A 15,935-nucleotide genomic window follows, 5' to 3' on the forward strand; every position below is an offset into this window, starting at 1 on the left:
TGTACCGGCCAGTCACTACGGTCGGTTTACAGGCCCATGTCCTTCGCGATGATCGACTTCATGATCTCGCTGGTGCCGCCGTAGATGCGGTTGACGCGGTTGTCCGCGTACAGGCGGGCGATCGGGTACTCGTTCATGTATCCGTAGCCGCCGTGCAACTGGAGGCAGCGGTCGATGACACGGTGGGCGACCTCGGTGCAGAACAGCTTCGCGGAGGCGGCCTCGGCGGGGGTGAGCTCACCGGCGTCCAGGGCCTCGGTCGCGCGGTCGGCGACGGCCTCGGCCGCGTCCACCTCGGACTGGCAGGCGGCCAGCTCGAACTTGGTGTTCTGGAAGTGGGCGACCGGCTTGCCGAAGACGGTGCGGTCCTGCACGTACTGCTTGGCGAACCGTACGGCGGCCTTGGCCTGGGCGTAGGCGCCGAAGGCGATGCCCCAGCGCTCGGAGGCCAGGTTGTGGCCGAGGTAGTAGAAGCCCTTGTTCTCCTCGCCGAGGAGGTCCTCGACGGGCACCTTGACGTCGACGAACGCCAGCTCGGCGGTGTCGGAGGTCTTGAGGCCGAGCTTGTCGAGCTTGCGGCCGACGGAGTAGCCCTCGGACTTGGTGTCCACGGCGAAGAGGGAGATGCCGTGGCGGCGGTCCTCGGCGGTCGGGGCGGAGGTGCGGGCGCAGACGATCACCCGGTCGGCGTGCACGCCGCCGGTGATGAAGGTCTTGGCGCCGTTGAGGACGTAGTGCGTGCCGTCCTCGCTCAGCTTGGCGGTGCTCTTCATGCCCGCGAGGTCGGAGCCGGTGCCCGGCTCGGTCATCGCGATGGCCCACATCTCCTCACCGGAGACGAACTTGGGCAGGAACCGCTTCTTCTGCTCGTCGGTGGCGAGCATCTTGATGTAGGGCAGGGCGAGCAGCACGTGCACGCCGGAGCCGCCGAACTGGACGCCCGCGCGAGCGGTCTCCTCGTACAGCACGGCCTCGAACTTGTGGCTCTCCAAGCCCGCGCCGCCGAACTCCTCCGGCACGTTGATGCCGAAGATGCCCAGGTCGCCGAGCTTGTAGTAGAAGTCGCGCGGCGCCTGGCCGGCAGCGAACCACTCGTCGTACACCGGCACGACCTCGGCCTCGATGAAGGCGCGGATGGTCTCCCGGAACGCCTCGTGATCCTCGTTGAACACCGTACGGCGCACGCCGCCACCTCCACGGACCTCGGTATGTCTAAGCGCTTGCTCACCCCAAGATACCGGCGAGTATCAACAAGCGTCCAGGGTGGGGGCGGGGTAACGCTCGTCACGGTACGGGGGAGTGTGGCGAGCGGGTGGGCAAAGCCAGGGCCCCCCACCCGCTACCCTTCCGCCGCCGCGAACGCCCCCCGCGCCATCCGGTGCAGCAACTCCGCCACAGCCCCCCGCCCGGCCAGCGCCCCGGCCCTCCCCAGATGCGGCGTCGAGTTCAGCAACCCGAACACCGAATGCACGGCCGACCGCGCGGCGGGCTCCCCCAACCCGGGATACACCTGCCGCACCACACCCACCCACAGCTCCACGTACTGCCGCTGCAACTGCCGCACCATCTTCCGGTCACTGTCCCGGAGGCGGTCCAGCTCCCGGTCGTGCAGGGTGATCAGTGGACGGTCGTCGAGCGCGAAGTCGATATGCCCCTCGATCAGCGAGTCGAGGACCACCCCCGCCCCCACACCCCCGTCCGCCTCCGCCTCCGACAGCCGCCGCTTCGCCCCGGTCAGCAACTGCCCGCTGATCCCCACCAGCAGCTCCGCGAGCATCGCGTCCTTGCCCGCGAAGTGCCGGTACAGCCCGGGTCCGCTGATCCCCACCGCGGCACCTATCTCGTCGACTCCGACCCCATGGAAGCCCCGCTCGGCGAACAGCCGGGCAGCCTCCTTGAGGATCTGCTCGCGGCGGGTGGGTGCGTCGGTCCTGGTTGCCATGAAAACAATTCTAGACAGGGAGGTTAGCGGTCGTTAACCTGAAGGAAATGCGTTAACGCTCATTAACAAGGTGAGGGGACCCGCAGGATGCACGAGGCACCGGAGCTCACGACCGCGGCAGACCCCGCGTCGGAGCCCTTTCGGGCCAACGAGGAGGCACACCGCACCCTCGTCGACGAGCTGCGCGCCAAGCTGGCCACAGCCGCCCAGGGCGGCGGCGAGAAGTCCCGCGCCCGCCACACCGCGCGCGGCAAGCTGCTCCCCCGCGACCGCGTCGACACCCTCCTCGACCCGGGCTCACCGTTCCTGGAGCTGGCCCCGCTCGCGGCCGACGGGATGTACGAGGACCAGGCCCCGGCCGCGGGCGTCATCGCCGGCATCGGCCGGGTCAGCGGCCGCGAGACCGTGATCATCGCCAACGACGCCACGGTCAAGGGCGGCACGTATTACCCGATGACGGTCAAGAAGCACCTCCGCGCCCAGGAGGTCGCCCTCGACAACCGCCTCCCCTGTGTCTACCTCGTGGACTCCGGCGGCGCCTTCCTCCCCATGCAGGACGAGGTCTTCCCGGACCGCGACCACTTCGGCCGGATCTTCTACAACCAGGCCCGCATGTCCGGCGCCGGCATCCCCCAGATCGCCGCCGTCCTCGGCTCCTGCACGGCCGGCGGGGCGTACGTCCCGGCGATGAGCGACGAGGCGGTGATCGTCCGCGACCAGGGCACGATCTTCCTGGGCGGCCCGCCCCTGGTGAAGGCGGCCACCGGTGAGGTCGTCACGGCGGAGGAGCTGGGCGGCGGCGAGGTCCACTCCCGTGTCTCGGGCGTCACCGACCACCTCGCGGAGAACGACGCGCACGCCCTGCGCATCGTCCGCACCATCGTCTCCACCCTCCCCGCGCGCGGGACGCTCCCCTGGGAGGTCACGGAGGCGACGGAACCCAAGGTCGACCCGCACGGCCTCTACGGCGCGGTCCCGGTCGACTCCCGCACGCCGTACGACGTACGGGAGATCATCGCGCGCGTGGTGGACGGCTCCCGGTTCGCCGAGTTCAAGTCCGAGTTCGGCCAGACCCTGGTCACCGGCTTCGCCCGGATCCACGGCCACCCGGTGGGAATCGTCGCCAACAACGGCATCCTGTTCTCCGAGTCCGCCCAGAAGGGCGCCCACTTCATCGAGCTGTGCGACCAGCGCGGCATCCCCCTCGTCTTCCTCCAGAACATCTCCGGCTTCATGGTCGGCAAGGACTACGAGGCGGGCGGCATCGCCAAGCACGGCGCCAAGATGGTCACAGCGGTGGCCTGCACCCGCGTACCGAAACTGACGGTCGTCGTGGGCGGCTCCTACGGCGCGGGGAACTACTCGATGTGCGGCAGGGCGTACTCCCCCCGCTTCCTGTGGATGTGGCCGAACGCCAAGATCTCCGTCATGGGCGGCGAGCAGGCCGCCTCGGTCCTCGCGACCGTCAAGCGGGACCAGCTGGAGGCGCGCGGCGAGTCCTGGCCGGCGGCGGACGAGGACGCCTTCAAGGCCCCGATCCGCGCCCAGTACGAGCGGCAGGGCAGCGCCTACTACGCGACGGCCCGCCTCTGGGACGACGGCGTGATCGACCCGCTGGACACCCGTCAGGTCCTGGGCCTGGCCCTGACCGCGTGCGCCAACGCGCCCCTGGGTGACCCCCAGTTCGGCGTCTTCCGGATGTGAGGGGACGGACGACGATGTTCGAGACAGTGCTTGTGGCCAACCGGGGCGAGATCGCCGTACGCGTCATCCGTACGCTGCGGTCGATGGGCGTGCGCTCGGTGGCCGTCTTCTCCGACGCGGACGCCGACGCCCGGCACGTCCGCGAGGCGGACACGGCGGTCCGGATCGGACCGGCCCCCGCGTCCGAGAGCTATCTGTCGGCGGAGCGCCTGCTGGAGGCCGCCGCCCGCACGGGCTCCCAGGCCGTCCACCCCGGCTACGGCTTCCTCGCCGAGAACGCCGCCTTCGCGCGCGCCTGCACCGAGGCCGGCCTGGCCTTCATCGGCCCTCCGGCGGACGCGATCTCCCTCATGGGCGACAAGATCCGCGCCAAGGAGACGGTCATGGCCGCCGGAGTCCCCGTGGTCCCCGGCGGACGCGACCCGGACCTGGCCGAGGCGGCCCGCGAGCTGGGCGCGCCCGTGCTGCTGAAGCCGAGCGCGGGCGGCGGCGGCAAGGGCATGCGGCTGGTGCGGGACCTGACCCGGCTGGAGGAGGAGATCGCCTCGGCCCGCCGTGAGGCCCGCGCCTCCTTCGGCGACGACACCCTCCTCGTCGAGCGCTGGATCGACCGCCCCCGGCACATCGAGATCCAGGTCCTGGCCGACGCCCACGGCCATGTCGTGCACCTCGGGGAGCGCGAGTGCTCCCTCCAGCGCCGCCACCAGAAGATCATCGAGGAGGCGCCGAGTGTCCTCCTCGACGAGGAGACGCGCGCCGCGATGGGCGAGGCGGCGGTCCAGGCGGCCCGCTCCTGCGGCTACCGGGGCGCGGGCACGGTGGAGTTCATCGTCAACGGCGGCGACCCGTCCTCGTACTACTTCATGGAGATGAACACCCGCCTCCAGGTGGAGCACCCGGTCACAGAGCTGATCACCGGCCTGGACCTGGTCGAGTGGCAGCTGCGGGTAGCGGCCGGCGAGCCGCTCGGCTTCGCGCAGGAGGACGTACGGCTGACCGGCCACGCGGTGGAGGCCCGCATCTGCGCCGAGGACCCGGCCCGCGGCTTCCTCCCCTCCGGCGGCACGGTCCTGCGACTGCGCGAACCCCAAGGCGACGGCATCCGCACCGACTCGGGCCTCACGGAGGGCACTGAGGTCGGCAGCCTCTACGACCCGATGCTCTCCAAGGTCATCGCGTACGGCCCCGACCGCGCGACCGCCCTGCGCAAACTCCGCTCGGCCCTGGCGGAGACGGTCACGCTAGGCGTGCAGACGAACGCCGGGTTCCTGCGCCGCCTGCTCGCCCACCCGGCGGTCATCGCGGGCGACCTGGACACCGGCCTGGTCGAGCGCGAGGTCGAGGGGCTGATCCCCACGGACGTACCGGAGGAGGTCTACGAGGCGGCGGCGGCCGTACGCCTGGACGCCCTGACACCCGAACCCGGCGGCTGGACGGATCCCTTCTCGGTCCCGTCCGGCTGGCGCCTGGGCGGCCGGCCGAAGCCACCGGCCTTCCATCTGAGGGCGCAAGAGGCGCTGGAGTACACCCCACGCGGCACCGCCGCGGTCACCGGCGACCACGTCTCGGTCACCCTGGACGGCGTCCGCCACACCTTCCACCGCGCCGCCGACTGGCTCGGCCGCGACGGCGACGCCTGGCACGTACGCGACCACGACCCGGTGGCGGCGTCGCTCAGCCGCGCGGCCCACGCGGGCGCCGACTCCCTCACCGCGCCCATGCCCGGCACGGTGACGGTGGTGAAGGTCGCCGTCGGCGACGAGGTGACCGCGGGCCAGAGCCTGCTGGTCGTGGAGGCGATGAAGATGGAGCACGTCATCTCCGCCCCGCACCCCGGCAAGGTCACGGAGCTGGACGTGGCACCGGGCTCGACGGTCGCCATGGACCAGGTCCTCGCGGTCATCGCACCCCACGAGGAGGCGGAGTGATGACAGCCCACGGTCTCCCGATGACGGTCCCGGCCGAGGACCTCCCCACCCGCGTCCGCATCCACGAGGTAGGCGCCCGCGACGGCCTGCAGAACGAGAAGGCGACGGTCCCCACGGAGATCAAGGCGGAGTTCATCCACCGCCTGGCCGCCGCGGGCCTGACGACCATCGAGGCGACGAGCTTCGTCCACCCCAAGTGGGTCCCCCAACTGGCGGACGCGGAACAGCTGTTCCCGATGGTGAGCGATCTCGACGCCGCCCTCCCGGTCCTGGTCCCGAACGAACGCGGCCTGGACCGCGCCCTGGCCCTGGGCGCGCGGCGGGTCGCGGTCTTCGCCAGCGCCACGGAGTCCTTCGCCAAGGCCAACCTCAACCGCACGGTGGACGAGGCACTGGCGATGTTCGACCCGGTCGTCACCCGCGCGAAGGCGGAGGGGGCCCACGTCCGCGGCTACCTCTCCATGTGCTTCGGCGACCCCTGGGAGGGCGCGGTCCCGATCCCCCAGGTGGTGAAGGTCTGCAGGGCCCTGGTGGACATGGGGTGCGACGAGCTGAGCCTGGGCGACACGATCGGGGTCGCGACCCCCGGCCACGTGGTCGCACTCCTCGCGGCGCTGGACGAGGCGGGCATCCCGCCCACCACCCTCGCCGTCCACTTCCACGACACCTACGGCCAGGCCCTCGCCAACACGCTCGCGGCACTCCAGCAGGGCGTGACGACGGTCGACGCCTCCGCGGGCGGCCTGGGCGGCTGCCCGTACGCGAAGTCGGCGACCGGCAACCTCGCCACCGAAGACCTCGTGTGGATGCTGCGGGGCCTCGGCATCGACACCGGAATCGACCTCGGCCGCCTCGTCGCCACGAGCGCGTGGATGGCCACCCACCTGGGCCGACCCAGCCCGTCCCGCACCGTCCGAGCCCTGTCCCACGAGGACCTCGTGGACATCGAGGAGCACTGATCACGATGGATTACCGTCTCTCCCCCGAGCTGGAGGAACTCCGCCGCACGGTCGAGGAGTTCGCGCACGAGGTGGTGGCGCCGAAGATCGGCGACTTCTACGAGCGGCACGAGTTCCCGTACGAGATCGTCCGCGAGATGGGCCGCATGGGCCTGTTCGGCCTGCCGTTCCCCGAGGAGTACGGCGGCATGGGCGGCGACTACCTGGCGCTGGGCGTGGCCCTGGAGGAACTGGCGAGGGTCGACTCGTCGGTCGCGATCACGCTCGAAGCCGGCGTCTCGCTCGGCGCGATGCCGGTCTACCGCTACGGCACGGAAGCCCAGAAGCGCGAGTGGCTCCCCCGCCTCTGCTCGGGCGAACTCCTGGGCGCGTTCGGCCTGACGGAACCGGACGGCGGCAGCGACGCGGGCGCGACCCGCACGACGGCCCGCCTGGACTCCGCCACGAACGAATGGGTGATCAACGGCACCAAGTGCTTCATCACCAACTCGGGCACGGACATCACGGGCCTGGTGACGGTCACGGCGGTCACCGGCCGCTCGGCGGACGGCAAACCGCACATCTCCTCGATCATCGTCCCGTCGGGCACCCCCGGCTTCACGGTCGCGGCCCCGTACTCGAAGGTCGGCTGGAACGCCTCGGACACCCGCGAGCTGTCCTTCTCGGACGTCCGCGTCCCGGCCGCGAACCTCCTGGGCGAGGAGGGCCGCGGCTACGCCCAGTTCCTCCGCATCCTCGACGAGGGCCGCATCGCCATCGCGGCCCTGGCTACGGGCCTGGCACAGGGCTGCGTGGACGAATCGGTCAAGTACGCCAAGGAACGCCACGCCTTCGGCAAGCCCATCGCCTCCAACCAGGCGATCCAGTTCAAGATCGCCGACATGGAGATGAAGGCCCACACGTCCCGCCTCGCCTGGCGCGACGCGGCAGCCCGCCTGGTCACCGGCGAGCCCTTCAAGAAGGAGGCGGCCCTCGCGAAGCTCCACTCGTCGACCGTGGCGGTGGACAACGCCCGCGAGGCCACCCAGATCCACGGCGGCTACGGCTTCATGAACGAGTACCCGGTCGCCCGCATGTGGCGCGACTCCAAGATCCTCGAAATCGGCGAGGGCACGAGCGAGGTGCAGCGGATGCTGATCGCGCGGGAGTTGGGGTTGGTGGGCTGACCGAGCGAGCCGGGCCTGTGCACCCCTGGCACAGGCCTCCCGCCAAGGTGATCGCAGGACTACGCAGGGAAGCCGTCAGTACCTGGACGAGCAGCTCGCCGACACCCGGCGATCGGCCGCAACCGAGATCGTGTCGCCGTCGAACCCGAACAACGACTATGGCGCATGATCGTCAACCCGCGAACCGGCACCATCGAGGTCCGCTCCGAACCGTGCGCGAAACACCACGGCATTCCGCCACTACGGCCGACCTGAAGCCTCATAGACGGCCAAGCCCGGTCCGCTCGCGCCGGCCCCGGCTCCGCGATGTTCGTCGAACTGCGCGCCGGCCACGGCGATGACCAGTACGGCGATGCCGACGAGCACCTGGAGGCAGGCGCTGACGAGGGCGCGGAGCCGGAACAGCAGCGCAGCGGTCAGCAGCATGACGCCGGCGGCGATGCCCACGTACAGCCAGTTGGGGGTGAGGGCGATGTCGGAGTTGTCCGCGCCGGGATCGAACGGCTTCCAGCCGCTGTAGTCGATGCCGAGCAGGAAGGCCGCGACGGCCCCGATCCCGTCGAGGACGAGCAGCCCGACGGCCAGGGCGATGTCCCCGGCGAGGGGCAGCCACCGGCGTCCGGTTCGCGGGGGCGGCACATTGTCACCGCGGAACTGCGGCAGACCGGATGGGCCTGAAGAGGCGGGGTCGGGCATGGGACAAGTTTCCCTCGGGAGCGGGGCCGGGCCCCGAGCGGAAGAGCTCGGGACCCGGCGCGTGCGGATGTCAGCCGTGGATCAGGGGCGAGCCCAGGGTCTCCTGGGTGACGGCGCCCTTGCCGTCACCCTCGATGTCGTAGACGATCGTCGCGTCGGTCGACCACCACAGCCCGCCGTCGTACACCGCGGACGGCGCGACGCAGGTGTTCGCGGGATCCACCGCGAACCACGAGTAGTTGTCGTTGACGAGCTTGGTCAGGTCGCACGTCTTCGACGTGACGACATGGTCCCCGCTGGTCTTGGTCAGACGCTCCTCGATCCTCGTCGTTATCTTGAAGCTGGTGAACCGCTTGGAGTTGTCGACGACCTGGTCGTCGATGATCCCCCAGCTCACGACCGACTTGCCGGTCACGCCGCCGGACACGTTCCCGGTGTTCTCGACGTAGTACGTGGTCTGCGGCTTCTGGCCGGGGAAGACCACGTCGAACTGAGAATCGGCGGTACCGGCCGCGGCCGGCGCCGCGGCCAGGGCGACAAGTGCAAGGGCGGCGGCGCCGCCCGCGACAGTGGTGGACAGAAGCTTCCTCATGAGGGTGTCCCTTTCCGGGTGAGCGAGTGGGGGCCCCGCCCGAGCGGGGCCCCAGAGGACGGCAGCGGGTTACAGGCCCATGCCGGTGAAGGTGCGCTCCAGGGAGTCGGCGTAGAGGCGGGCGCCGCCGATCTTCGGGTGGAACGACTGGGCCGACAGGCCGTAGCTGCTGATGATCGGGTAGTCCAGCGCCGGCTGGTCGGAGTCCACGAGGGTCTTGACGATGCCGTGGACGGTTTCGGGGCTGCCGCAGACGGCCTTGCCCGCGAAGTTCTGCTTCGGGTTGGAGAACCAGGCCTTGATGCCCTTGGCCTTGGCATCGTCCACGGCCCCTTGCATCGAGGCGGCGAGCGTGTCGGCCACGCTGTTGAGCCAGTCCGTGGAGGACGCGGACAGACCGATCTGGCCGATGCCCGGGACCGTGATGCTCATGCACGCGCCCCGGTCCTCGATCAGCGGCGGGTACCCCATCAGCGCGATCTTGGCGTTGGGGGCCTTCTCGCTGATCTCCGTCAGAACCTTGGCGATGTCCGGCCGGACGACCTCGTTGATGATGCCGGCCGCGGCCTTCTCCAGCGGCTGCCCGATGAACTTGCGGTCGCGGCCGCCGACCGACTGGTCGACATCGCCGTCCTCGAAGGTCTTGTCCTTGCAGTTGCCGCCGTTGAACGCGACCAGGCACTTCTGGATGACATCCGCGAAGCGGGCGTCGTTGCCGCCGATGGAGATGGTGACCAGGGTGGTGTTCTGGTCCAGGTAGCCCTTGTCGATCTGGGTCACCTCACCGCCGTTGGACTGCACGATGCCGTTGTGCACCACGTTGTAGGTGCGGGCTCCCGAGCAGGCGATCAGGTGGTAGTCCATGCCACTGCCGTAGCTGTCGGCGAGGGCGCCGACGGACTGGGAGCGGCCCGGGATCGTCGCCTGGCGCGACCACGCCTGGGTGGAGCGGTGGCAGGCGTTACGGGTCTTCTTGTTCTGCTCGTCGAGGTAGTTGGTCTCCGGGTAGTAGTCCCGGTTGCCCTCGGACGCGCCTTCACCGGAGGAGTACGAGTCGCCCATGGCGACGACGAAGTCCTTCGGCTTGGCCGACAGCGGCTGGAAGGCCACCGAGTCCCAGGCGATGTCCTCGTCGCCGGTGCCGTCCTCGGCGTCGGTGTCGAGGGTCACCGACGGCGTGCCGGTGAAGTTGAACACGCCCAGGTCGACCCACTTGTTCGAGCGGATCCGCTGCGGGTGCACCCGGACCGGCGACTTGGAGTCGGTACCGCCGACCCGGTAGGCGGCCTGCCGGGTGTGGGCGCCGTGGTCCGGCATGTGCACGAAGACACGCATCCACCCGCGCTGGCTGCCGCTCAGCGTCCACTTGCCGGAGACGTTCAGGCGCTTGCCGTCCGCGGTCGCGAGCCAGCGGGTGTGCCCCATCCAGAAGTGGTTGTTGTTGCCCGCGCCGATCTGGTGCAGGTCGATCTTGGACGGGTACTTTCCGCCCTCACCCGCGAAGGTGAACTGGAAGGTTCCCTTCGACGCCACCGCGCAGCTGCGTCCCGAGGATCCCGCGGGAACGGTGCCGTTCGGCAGGTCGTCCACGATCAGGGAGCCGGACGGCAGCCCGGTGTTGCAGCGCGGCGGGTAGGAGCTCTCGTCGGGCTGCTCGGGATAGGTGTCGTCGAACCGGTGGACCGGGTTGCCGCACCGCGCCTCGGTGGTGCAGTTCTTCCATGCGACCGGCTCGTTCCACCAGCACTTCAGGTACAGCGGGTTGTCGCTGTGCGGGTCACCGGGCAGGGCGCAGGGGCCCTTGCCGTCGTCGTTGGAGGCGCCTTCGCCGATCTTCGTGGGCACGCAGGAGTTCTGCGAGCCGCAGAAGGTGAAGATGGGCGGCTTGGCGGAGGTCCGGGCGTCGTTGGAGTTCCACCACGCGGCGCGGTAGCCCGCCTGCATGTCGCCCGGCTTGAACATGGCGGCGATCGGACGGGCGGCCCAGCCGATCACCTTCTCCTCGTACGGCCAGTCCTGCGGGTGAGCGGCGTGGCTGTAGTCGTCCTTGCCCGCGGAGTTCTCCAGGAACGGGGTCCGGTTCTCCTTCCACAGCGGGTTGGCCGGGTTGTTCGTCCAGCCCACGCCCCACTTGCCGTTCTGCGGCGACGACTTGGGGTAGTAGCCGGAGTTGTACGCCCACAGCGCGTAGAACCAGTTCTCGATGTACTTCGGGTGGCCTTCGTTGATCGTCAGGCCGTCCTTGCGGGTGTCGTTCCACTTCTCGATGAGGATGTTGACACCCGAGGCGATGTTCGCGGCGTAGTCCAGCGCGATGGCTTCCTGCTGCACCGCGGTCTTGGGCTTCTCGTCCTTCTTCTCCTTGCCGTGCATCCGCATGCCGTCGGTGACCTGCGTGATGCCGTAGCCGCAGTCGGCCTCGGCGAAGTCGATCGCCCAGGGGTCCTGCTGCTCGCCGCTCGACTCGTACTCGATGCCGTAGAAGTTGCCGATCAGCGAATTGGCCGTGACGCCGGGCACCGCCAGGCGGGTGGCCTGCCACATGTTCGACTCCTGCGCCGTGATGCCGAGCATCACCTGCGCGGGCACGTGCCAGTCCGCGCCGGATCCGCCGGCCAGCGGCGTCAGCGGGAAGAGCGTCTGCGGCGCGTAGGCCGCCATGCCGGTGTTCTTCCAGTTCGCCGACCGGGTCGCGCCCTTGTTGAGCTTGCCGACGATGGCCTGGTCGACGGCCCACTCGACCTGGCGGGGGGTGGGCTGGAACGCCTGCTTCTTGGGGTCGTTGCGCGGGACCGAGCAGTAACGGTCGTCCTCGACGGTGTCGTTGACCGCCGCTCGTGTGCTGACCTGGGTCTTGGCACCCTGCGCGAGCAGGACCGGGCTCGTCTGTGTTCCCTGCGCGGCCTCGCGCTGCCCGCCGACGGGCAGGGAGCCGGGGGGAGCGTCCAGGACGACTGTCTTACGGGTGTCCAGGGCCTTCACCGTGGTACGGACGGTGCGGGCTTCCAGTGCCTCCTGCGGGCGGATCCGGGAGTCCTTGCCGTCGGCCCAGCGGGCGGTGACGACGGCCTGACCCTTGCTGGAGACTCGGGCGTCCTTGAGGAGGCCGCCGGGGTTGTTCAGCTCGCCGTCCGCGGCGCGGGCGGTGGAGGTGGCCTTGCCGGTCACGTACACCCTGCCCGAGGGTGTGGCGGTGAGGTCGAACTCGTCGAGCTTGCCCTGCGCGAGACCGGCGGGCCTGCTCCGGCCGTTGGCCTTCTCGATCTGTTCGGCGCTGACGCGCGAGACCGTGGCGGTGTTCCGCGCCGCCGCGGCGCTACGGGCCTTCGAGGCCTTGGGCGCCGGGTCGATGAACGTCACACCGCCGTCGGCGTCGGCCTTGAGCTGGAACGGCCAGGCCTTCGTGGTGGCGATCTCGCGGGTCTTGCCGTCCTCGACGGTCACGACGTGGTTGCCTGCGGCGGCGACGATGCCCTGGTCGGTGGGGACCGCCGAGGTCACCTGTCCGGTGACCGTCTGCTTGGTGGCGACCTTCCCCGTCCTGGCGTCGACCGTGATCAGCCGGGTCTGGTTCTTCGCCGACCGGTCATCGGTCAGTGCCGTGAACACCGCCTCCTCACCCTGGCCGCAGCCCGGAGAGAAGTAGCCCAGCGTGGCCTGGAACGGCAGTTTGGTGACCTGACCGTCGGTCAGGTCGACGAGGGCGGTGAACGCGCCGCGCGTCATCATCTCGGGCTTGTTGGTGAAGGTGCGGGGCGCGTAGGCGACGGCCGCGTACTTCCCGGACTCGGTCAGACAGGCGTTGCCGATCCAGGAGTCAGTGTCGAAGCCGGGCTCGGACAGGGTCGCCGCCGTCTTCCAGGCGTACCCCTGCTTCTCGTCCGCGATGAGGACGTGGAAGCCGGTTCCGTCACCGGAGGTGGTGTAGGCCTGGTCGGACGACTTCTTGTAGTCCTCGCCAAGGACCTCCGGGCGTTGGTCCGTCGGGACGGCGACGGGTTGGTCGCCGGGCTTGGTCCCCGGATCCTGGGCGGCCGGTGCGGACCAGCCCTTGGCTTCCCCCTGCGGGTCTGCCGCAGCGTATGCCTGTGTCGTGGCGACACCGGAGGACAGAGCCAGGGTGAGGGCTGCCGTCACAGGTATCCGCGCACGCCTCAGCATGGCGTTGCGTCTCAAGTGAGATCTCTTTCTACAGAGTTGTGCCTTCCACGCGCGAGGAAGGCACGGCGCCGTCTGCGAAGGAGGGAGGCTGTCAAGGCGAAGCGAATGGTCGCGTGGTCACCCGGCCGCGTCGGTCTGAGGCGGCCGCGCCGGGCACATGTGTGCAACGGGCAGCAAGATGACACTCAAGGCGTCGCCAGACATAGCGCAGCATTCCCCCGTGAAAGCGCGCATTGAGAACCGATGTTCGGTTCAGTGGTCACTTGGAACGTATCAGTCCGCCACGCTGCGTGTCACCCACAATCTTCACGGCAGACTCACATGCGTCTCAGGTCACACACGATCCGGCCGGCCACGGAGGCATCGCCGAGCCACTCCGGTGTCCGCGCAATCCCCCCTGCGAACAGCCCAGTTGCACGAAGAGTCGCCATCGAGGCATCGAAGCGAGCGTCCATGGCCCGGATCACCGCCCGGCCATGCATCACCACCCCCACCCCCGGGCACACACCCCAGGGGCCCCTGGACACATGCTGAGGTTAGGCTAGCCTAAGCTTGATTCCAGCCAAGCGGCTTCAGCCGTGCCCGCAGTGGCTCCGTACGCACGAAAGCAGACTCAGCCATGTCGAACGCCAGAACCGCCCGCCTCTCCCGCCGCGGCATCCTCGCCGCCGGGGGTGCCCTCGGACTCGGCGCCCTCGTGACCGCCTGCGGCAGTGGAGACTCCAAGGACGGCGACTCGGACGCGGCGGCGGGCGGCAAGTCCGGCCCGTGGTCCTTCAAGGACGACCGCGGCAAGTCCGTGCAGCTGAAGCAGACCCCCGCGAACATCGTCGCCTTCACCGGCGTCGCCGCCGCCCTCCACGACTACGGCGTCTCCGTCAAGGGCGTCTTCGGCCCGACCAAGACGCAGGACGGCAAGCCCGACGTCCAGGCCGGCGACATGGACATCAGCAAGGTGACCATCCTCGGCAACACCTGGGACCAGTTCAGCATCGAGAAGTACGCCGCCCTCGCCCCCGACGTGCTGATCAGCACGATGTTCGACGACGCCGGCACCCTCTGGTACGTCCCGGAGGCCTCGAAGGACAAGATCGCCAAGCTCGCCCCGAGCGTCGGCATATCCGTCTACGACCGTCAGCTCACCCAGCCGCTGCAGCGCATGTGGGAGCTGGCCGAGTCCCTCGGCGGCGACGTGAAGTCCGCCAAGGCCACCGACGCCAAGAAGCGGTTCGAGGAGGCCTCCGAGCGGCTGCGCAAGGCCGCCAAGGCGCACCCCGACATCAAGGTGCTGGTCGGTTCCGCGAGCCAGGAGCTCTTCTACGTCTCCGGCACCAACCTCTCCGTCGACCTGGAGTACTTCAAGGCCCTCGGCGTGAACTTCGTCGAGCCGCCGGAGAAGGCCAAGGCGCAGGGTGGCGGCTGGTTCGAGAGCCTGAGCTGGGAGAACGTCGACAAGTACGGGGCCGACGTCATCATGATGGACGACCGTTCCTCGGCGATCCAGCCGGCGGACATCACCGAGGCGACATGGAAGAAGCTGCCGGCGGTGAAGGCCGGGCAGGTCATCTCGCGGTCGGCCGAGCCGATTCTGTCGTACGACAAGTGCGTGCCGTTGGTGGAGAACCTGGCGAAGGCCATCGAGAGCGCGAAGAAGGTCGCCTAGCGCATTCCGTGAGTGGGGCGCGCTGCGCCGCGTCGGCGTCTGCGGGCCGGACTGTGGCTGGTCGCGCAGTTCCCCGCGCCCCTTTCAGGTGCGTCCGCCCACTCCCTGACCACAACTCAGGAGCCCCCATGACCACCGCCGTGGCCGCCCCGTTCCGTTTCTTTTCCCTCCAGGTCGTGCGGACGAGGCGGCTCGGTCCGTCTCTGGTCCGTGTCACCTTCGGTGGGCCCGATCTGCACGCCTTCCATTCCGACGGGCGTGACCAGTCGCTGTCGCTGTTCCTGCCGCATCCCGGGCAGCCCGAGCCGGTCGTGCCGCTCGAGCTCGGGGACGGCTGGTGGCAGGGCTGGCGCGAACTCCCGGACGACGTACGCGCCGTGATGCGCTCGTACACCCTGCGCGCACTGCGCCGCGACCCGGACGAGATCGACATCGACTTCGCCCTGCACGGCATCGAGCCGGGGGCCTCGGTCCAGGCCGGTCCCGCCTCCCGCTGGGCCGACCGGGCCGCCGCCGGGGACCGGGTCCTGATGCTCGGCCCGGCCATCGCCGACAACCGGGCGATCCGCTTCCGGCCGCCCGGGGACACCGACCTCGTGGTCGTCTGGGGCGACGAGACCGCCGTACCGGCCGCCTCGGCCATCGTCGAGGCACTGCCGGCCGGCACCCGTGCCCGGGTCTGGCTGGAGGTCCCGCACGCCGGGGACATCCAGGACCTGGTGACCGAGGCCGACGCCGAGATCACCTGGCTCGTCAAGAACGAGACCCCCCAGACCCCCCAGACCGTCGAGGGCTCCCCCATGGTCCTCGACACCCTCCGCAACGCCCAGCTCCCGCCCGCCGAGCGGCCGTACGTCTGGATCGCCGGAGAGTCCGGCTGCGTGAAGCAGCTGCGCCGGCACTTCGTGCGGGAGCGCGGGATCGACCGCCGCCGGGTGACGTTCGTCGGTTACTGGCGCAGCGGCGTGAGCGAGGAGCAGCTACGCGCGGAAGGATGACCGGCATCCGTCGATGACCCACGCGTGACCACAGTCACGGCAGAGCCAACTCTCCCCCCATTTAACTTAGGTTAGGCTTACCTAAGTTCAACCTCGCGGCTCAGCCCACCCCTGTCCCGACCGGAC

11 protein-coding genes are annotated in these 15,935 nt (G+C 69.7%); 6 read left to right on the forward strand and 5 right to left on the reverse strand.

Annotated elements, in window-relative coordinates; genetic code table 11:
• Positions 1 to 26: 26 nt before the first annotated feature.
• Positions 27 to 1,184 carry an acyl-CoA dehydrogenase family protein gene (locus OHU35_RS15520; protein WP_189723824.1) on the reverse strand — a complete coding sequence of 386 codons (1,158 nt, stop codon included), beginning with the start codon at positions 1,182 to 1,184 and terminating at the stop codon, positions 27 to 29.
• Positions 1,185 to 1,339: 155 nt separating this feature from the next.
• Positions 1,340 to 1,942: a TetR/AcrR family transcriptional regulator gene (locus tag OHU35_RS15525; protein ID WP_189723825.1), complete on the reverse strand. Its 603-nt coding sequence runs from the start codon at positions 1,940 to 1,942 to the stop codon at positions 1,340 to 1,342.
• 87 nt (positions 1,943 to 2,029) lie between these two features.
• On the opposite strand from OHU35_RS15525, the gene OHU35_RS15530 reads away from it, so the two are divergent.
• From OHU35_RS15530 to OHU35_RS15545, 4 genes are read left to right on the forward strand one after another with little or no spacing between them, the layout of a single operon-like run.
• Positions 2,030 to 3,646 (forward strand): carboxyl transferase domain-containing protein, encoded by a 1,617-nt coding sequence (locus tag OHU35_RS15530; protein WP_189723826.1) that lies wholly within the window; start codon positions 2,030 to 2,032, stop codon positions 3,644 to 3,646.
• 14 nt (positions 3,647 to 3,660) lie between these two features.
• Positions 3,661 to 5,574 carry a biotin carboxylase N-terminal domain-containing protein gene (locus OHU35_RS15535; protein WP_405505650.1) on the forward strand — a complete coding sequence of 638 codons (1,914 nt, stop codon included), beginning with the start codon at positions 3,661 to 3,663 and terminating at the stop codon, positions 5,572 to 5,574.
• Positions 5,574 to 6,533, forward strand: coding sequence for a hydroxymethylglutaryl-CoA lyase (locus OHU35_RS15540; RefSeq protein ID WP_405505652.1), 960 nt, complete (start codon positions 5,574 to 5,576; stop codon positions 6,531 to 6,533). The genes OHU35_RS15535 and OHU35_RS15540 overlap by 1 nt, the downstream gene beginning before the upstream one ends.
• 5 nt (positions 6,534 to 6,538) lie before the next feature.
• A complete protein-coding gene (locus tag OHU35_RS15545) occupies positions 6,539 to 7,699 on the forward strand; it encodes an acyl-CoA dehydrogenase family protein (RefSeq protein WP_405505654.1) in 1,161 nt (386 codons plus the stop codon).
• A gap of 240 nt (positions 7,700 to 7,939) precedes the next feature.
• Here the strand turns inward: OHU35_RS15545 and OHU35_RS15550 are convergent, their stop codons facing one another.
• The 3 genes from OHU35_RS15550 to OHU35_RS15560 all read right to left on the reverse strand — a co-directional run bounded on the left by OHU35_RS15550 (position 7,940) and on the right by OHU35_RS15560 (position 13,163).
• Entirely contained in the window at positions 7,940 to 8,338 is a 399-nt protein-coding gene (locus tag OHU35_RS15550) for a DUF6234 family protein (RefSeq protein ID WP_189723830.1), read from the reverse strand.
• A 127-nt stretch (positions 8,339 to 8,465) separates the two neighbouring features.
• Positions 8,466 to 8,987: a hypothetical protein gene (locus OHU35_RS15555; protein ID WP_189723831.1), complete on the reverse strand. Its 522-nt coding sequence runs from the start codon at positions 8,985 to 8,987 to the stop codon at positions 8,466 to 8,468.
• Between the two features lie 69 nt (positions 8,988 to 9,056).
• Positions 9,057 to 13,163, reverse strand: a complete 4,107-nt coding sequence (locus tag OHU35_RS15560) for an SGNH/GDSL hydrolase family protein (RefSeq protein WP_229872907.1) — start codon at positions 13,161 to 13,163, stop codon at positions 9,057 to 9,059.
• Between the two features lie 604 nt (positions 13,164 to 13,767).
• Here OHU35_RS15560 and OHU35_RS15565 point away from each other — a divergent pair.
• Entirely contained in the window at positions 13,768 to 14,811 is a 1,044-nt protein-coding gene (locus OHU35_RS15565) for an ABC transporter substrate-binding protein (protein ID WP_359894089.1), read from the forward strand.
• Between the two features lie 128 nt (positions 14,812 to 14,939).
• Positions 14,940 to 15,809 carry a siderophore-interacting protein gene (locus tag OHU35_RS15570; RefSeq protein WP_405505658.1) on the forward strand — a complete coding sequence of 290 codons (870 nt, stop codon included), beginning with the start codon at positions 14,940 to 14,942 and terminating at the stop codon, positions 15,807 to 15,809.
• Positions 15,810 to 15,935 lie beyond the last annotated feature (126 nt).

Origin of the sequence: Streptomyces purpurascens (genome assembly GCF_045040895.1) — a bacterium.
Lineage (GTDB): Bacteria > Actinomycetota > Actinomycetes > Streptomycetales > Streptomycetaceae > Streptomyces > Streptomyces purpurascens.

Bases quoted from the DNA above. Each gene is read 5' to 3' on its own strand.
- OHU35_RS15525 (WP_189723825.1), bottom strand. From the start codon at position 1,942: ATGGCAACCAGGACCGACGCACCCACCCGCCGCGAGCAGATCCTCAAG.
- OHU35_RS15530 (WP_189723826.1), top strand. From the start codon at position 2,030: ATGCACGAGGCACCGGAGCTCACGACCGCGGCAGACCCCGCGTCGGAG.
- OHU35_RS15535 (WP_405505650.1), top strand. From the start codon at position 3,661: ATGTTCGAGACAGTGCTTGTGGCCAACCGGGGCGAGATCGCCGTACGC.
- OHU35_RS15540 (WP_405505652.1), top strand. From the start codon at position 5,574: ATGACAGCCCACGGTCTCCCGATGACGGTCCCGGCCGAGGACCTCCCC.
- OHU35_RS15545 (WP_405505654.1), top strand. From the start codon at position 6,539: ATGGATTACCGTCTCTCCCCCGAGCTGGAGGAACTCCGCCGCACGGTC.
- OHU35_RS15555 (WP_189723831.1), bottom strand. From the start codon at position 8,987: ATGAGGAAGCTTCTGTCCACCACTGTCGCGGGCGGCGCCGCCGCCCTT.
- OHU35_RS15565 (WP_359894089.1), top strand. From the start codon at position 13,768: ATGTCGAACGCCAGAACCGCCCGCCTCTCCCGCCGCGGCATCCTCGCC.
- OHU35_RS15570 (WP_405505658.1), top strand. From the start codon at position 14,940: ATGACCACCGCCGTGGCCGCCCCGTTCCGTTTCTTTTCCCTCCAGGTC.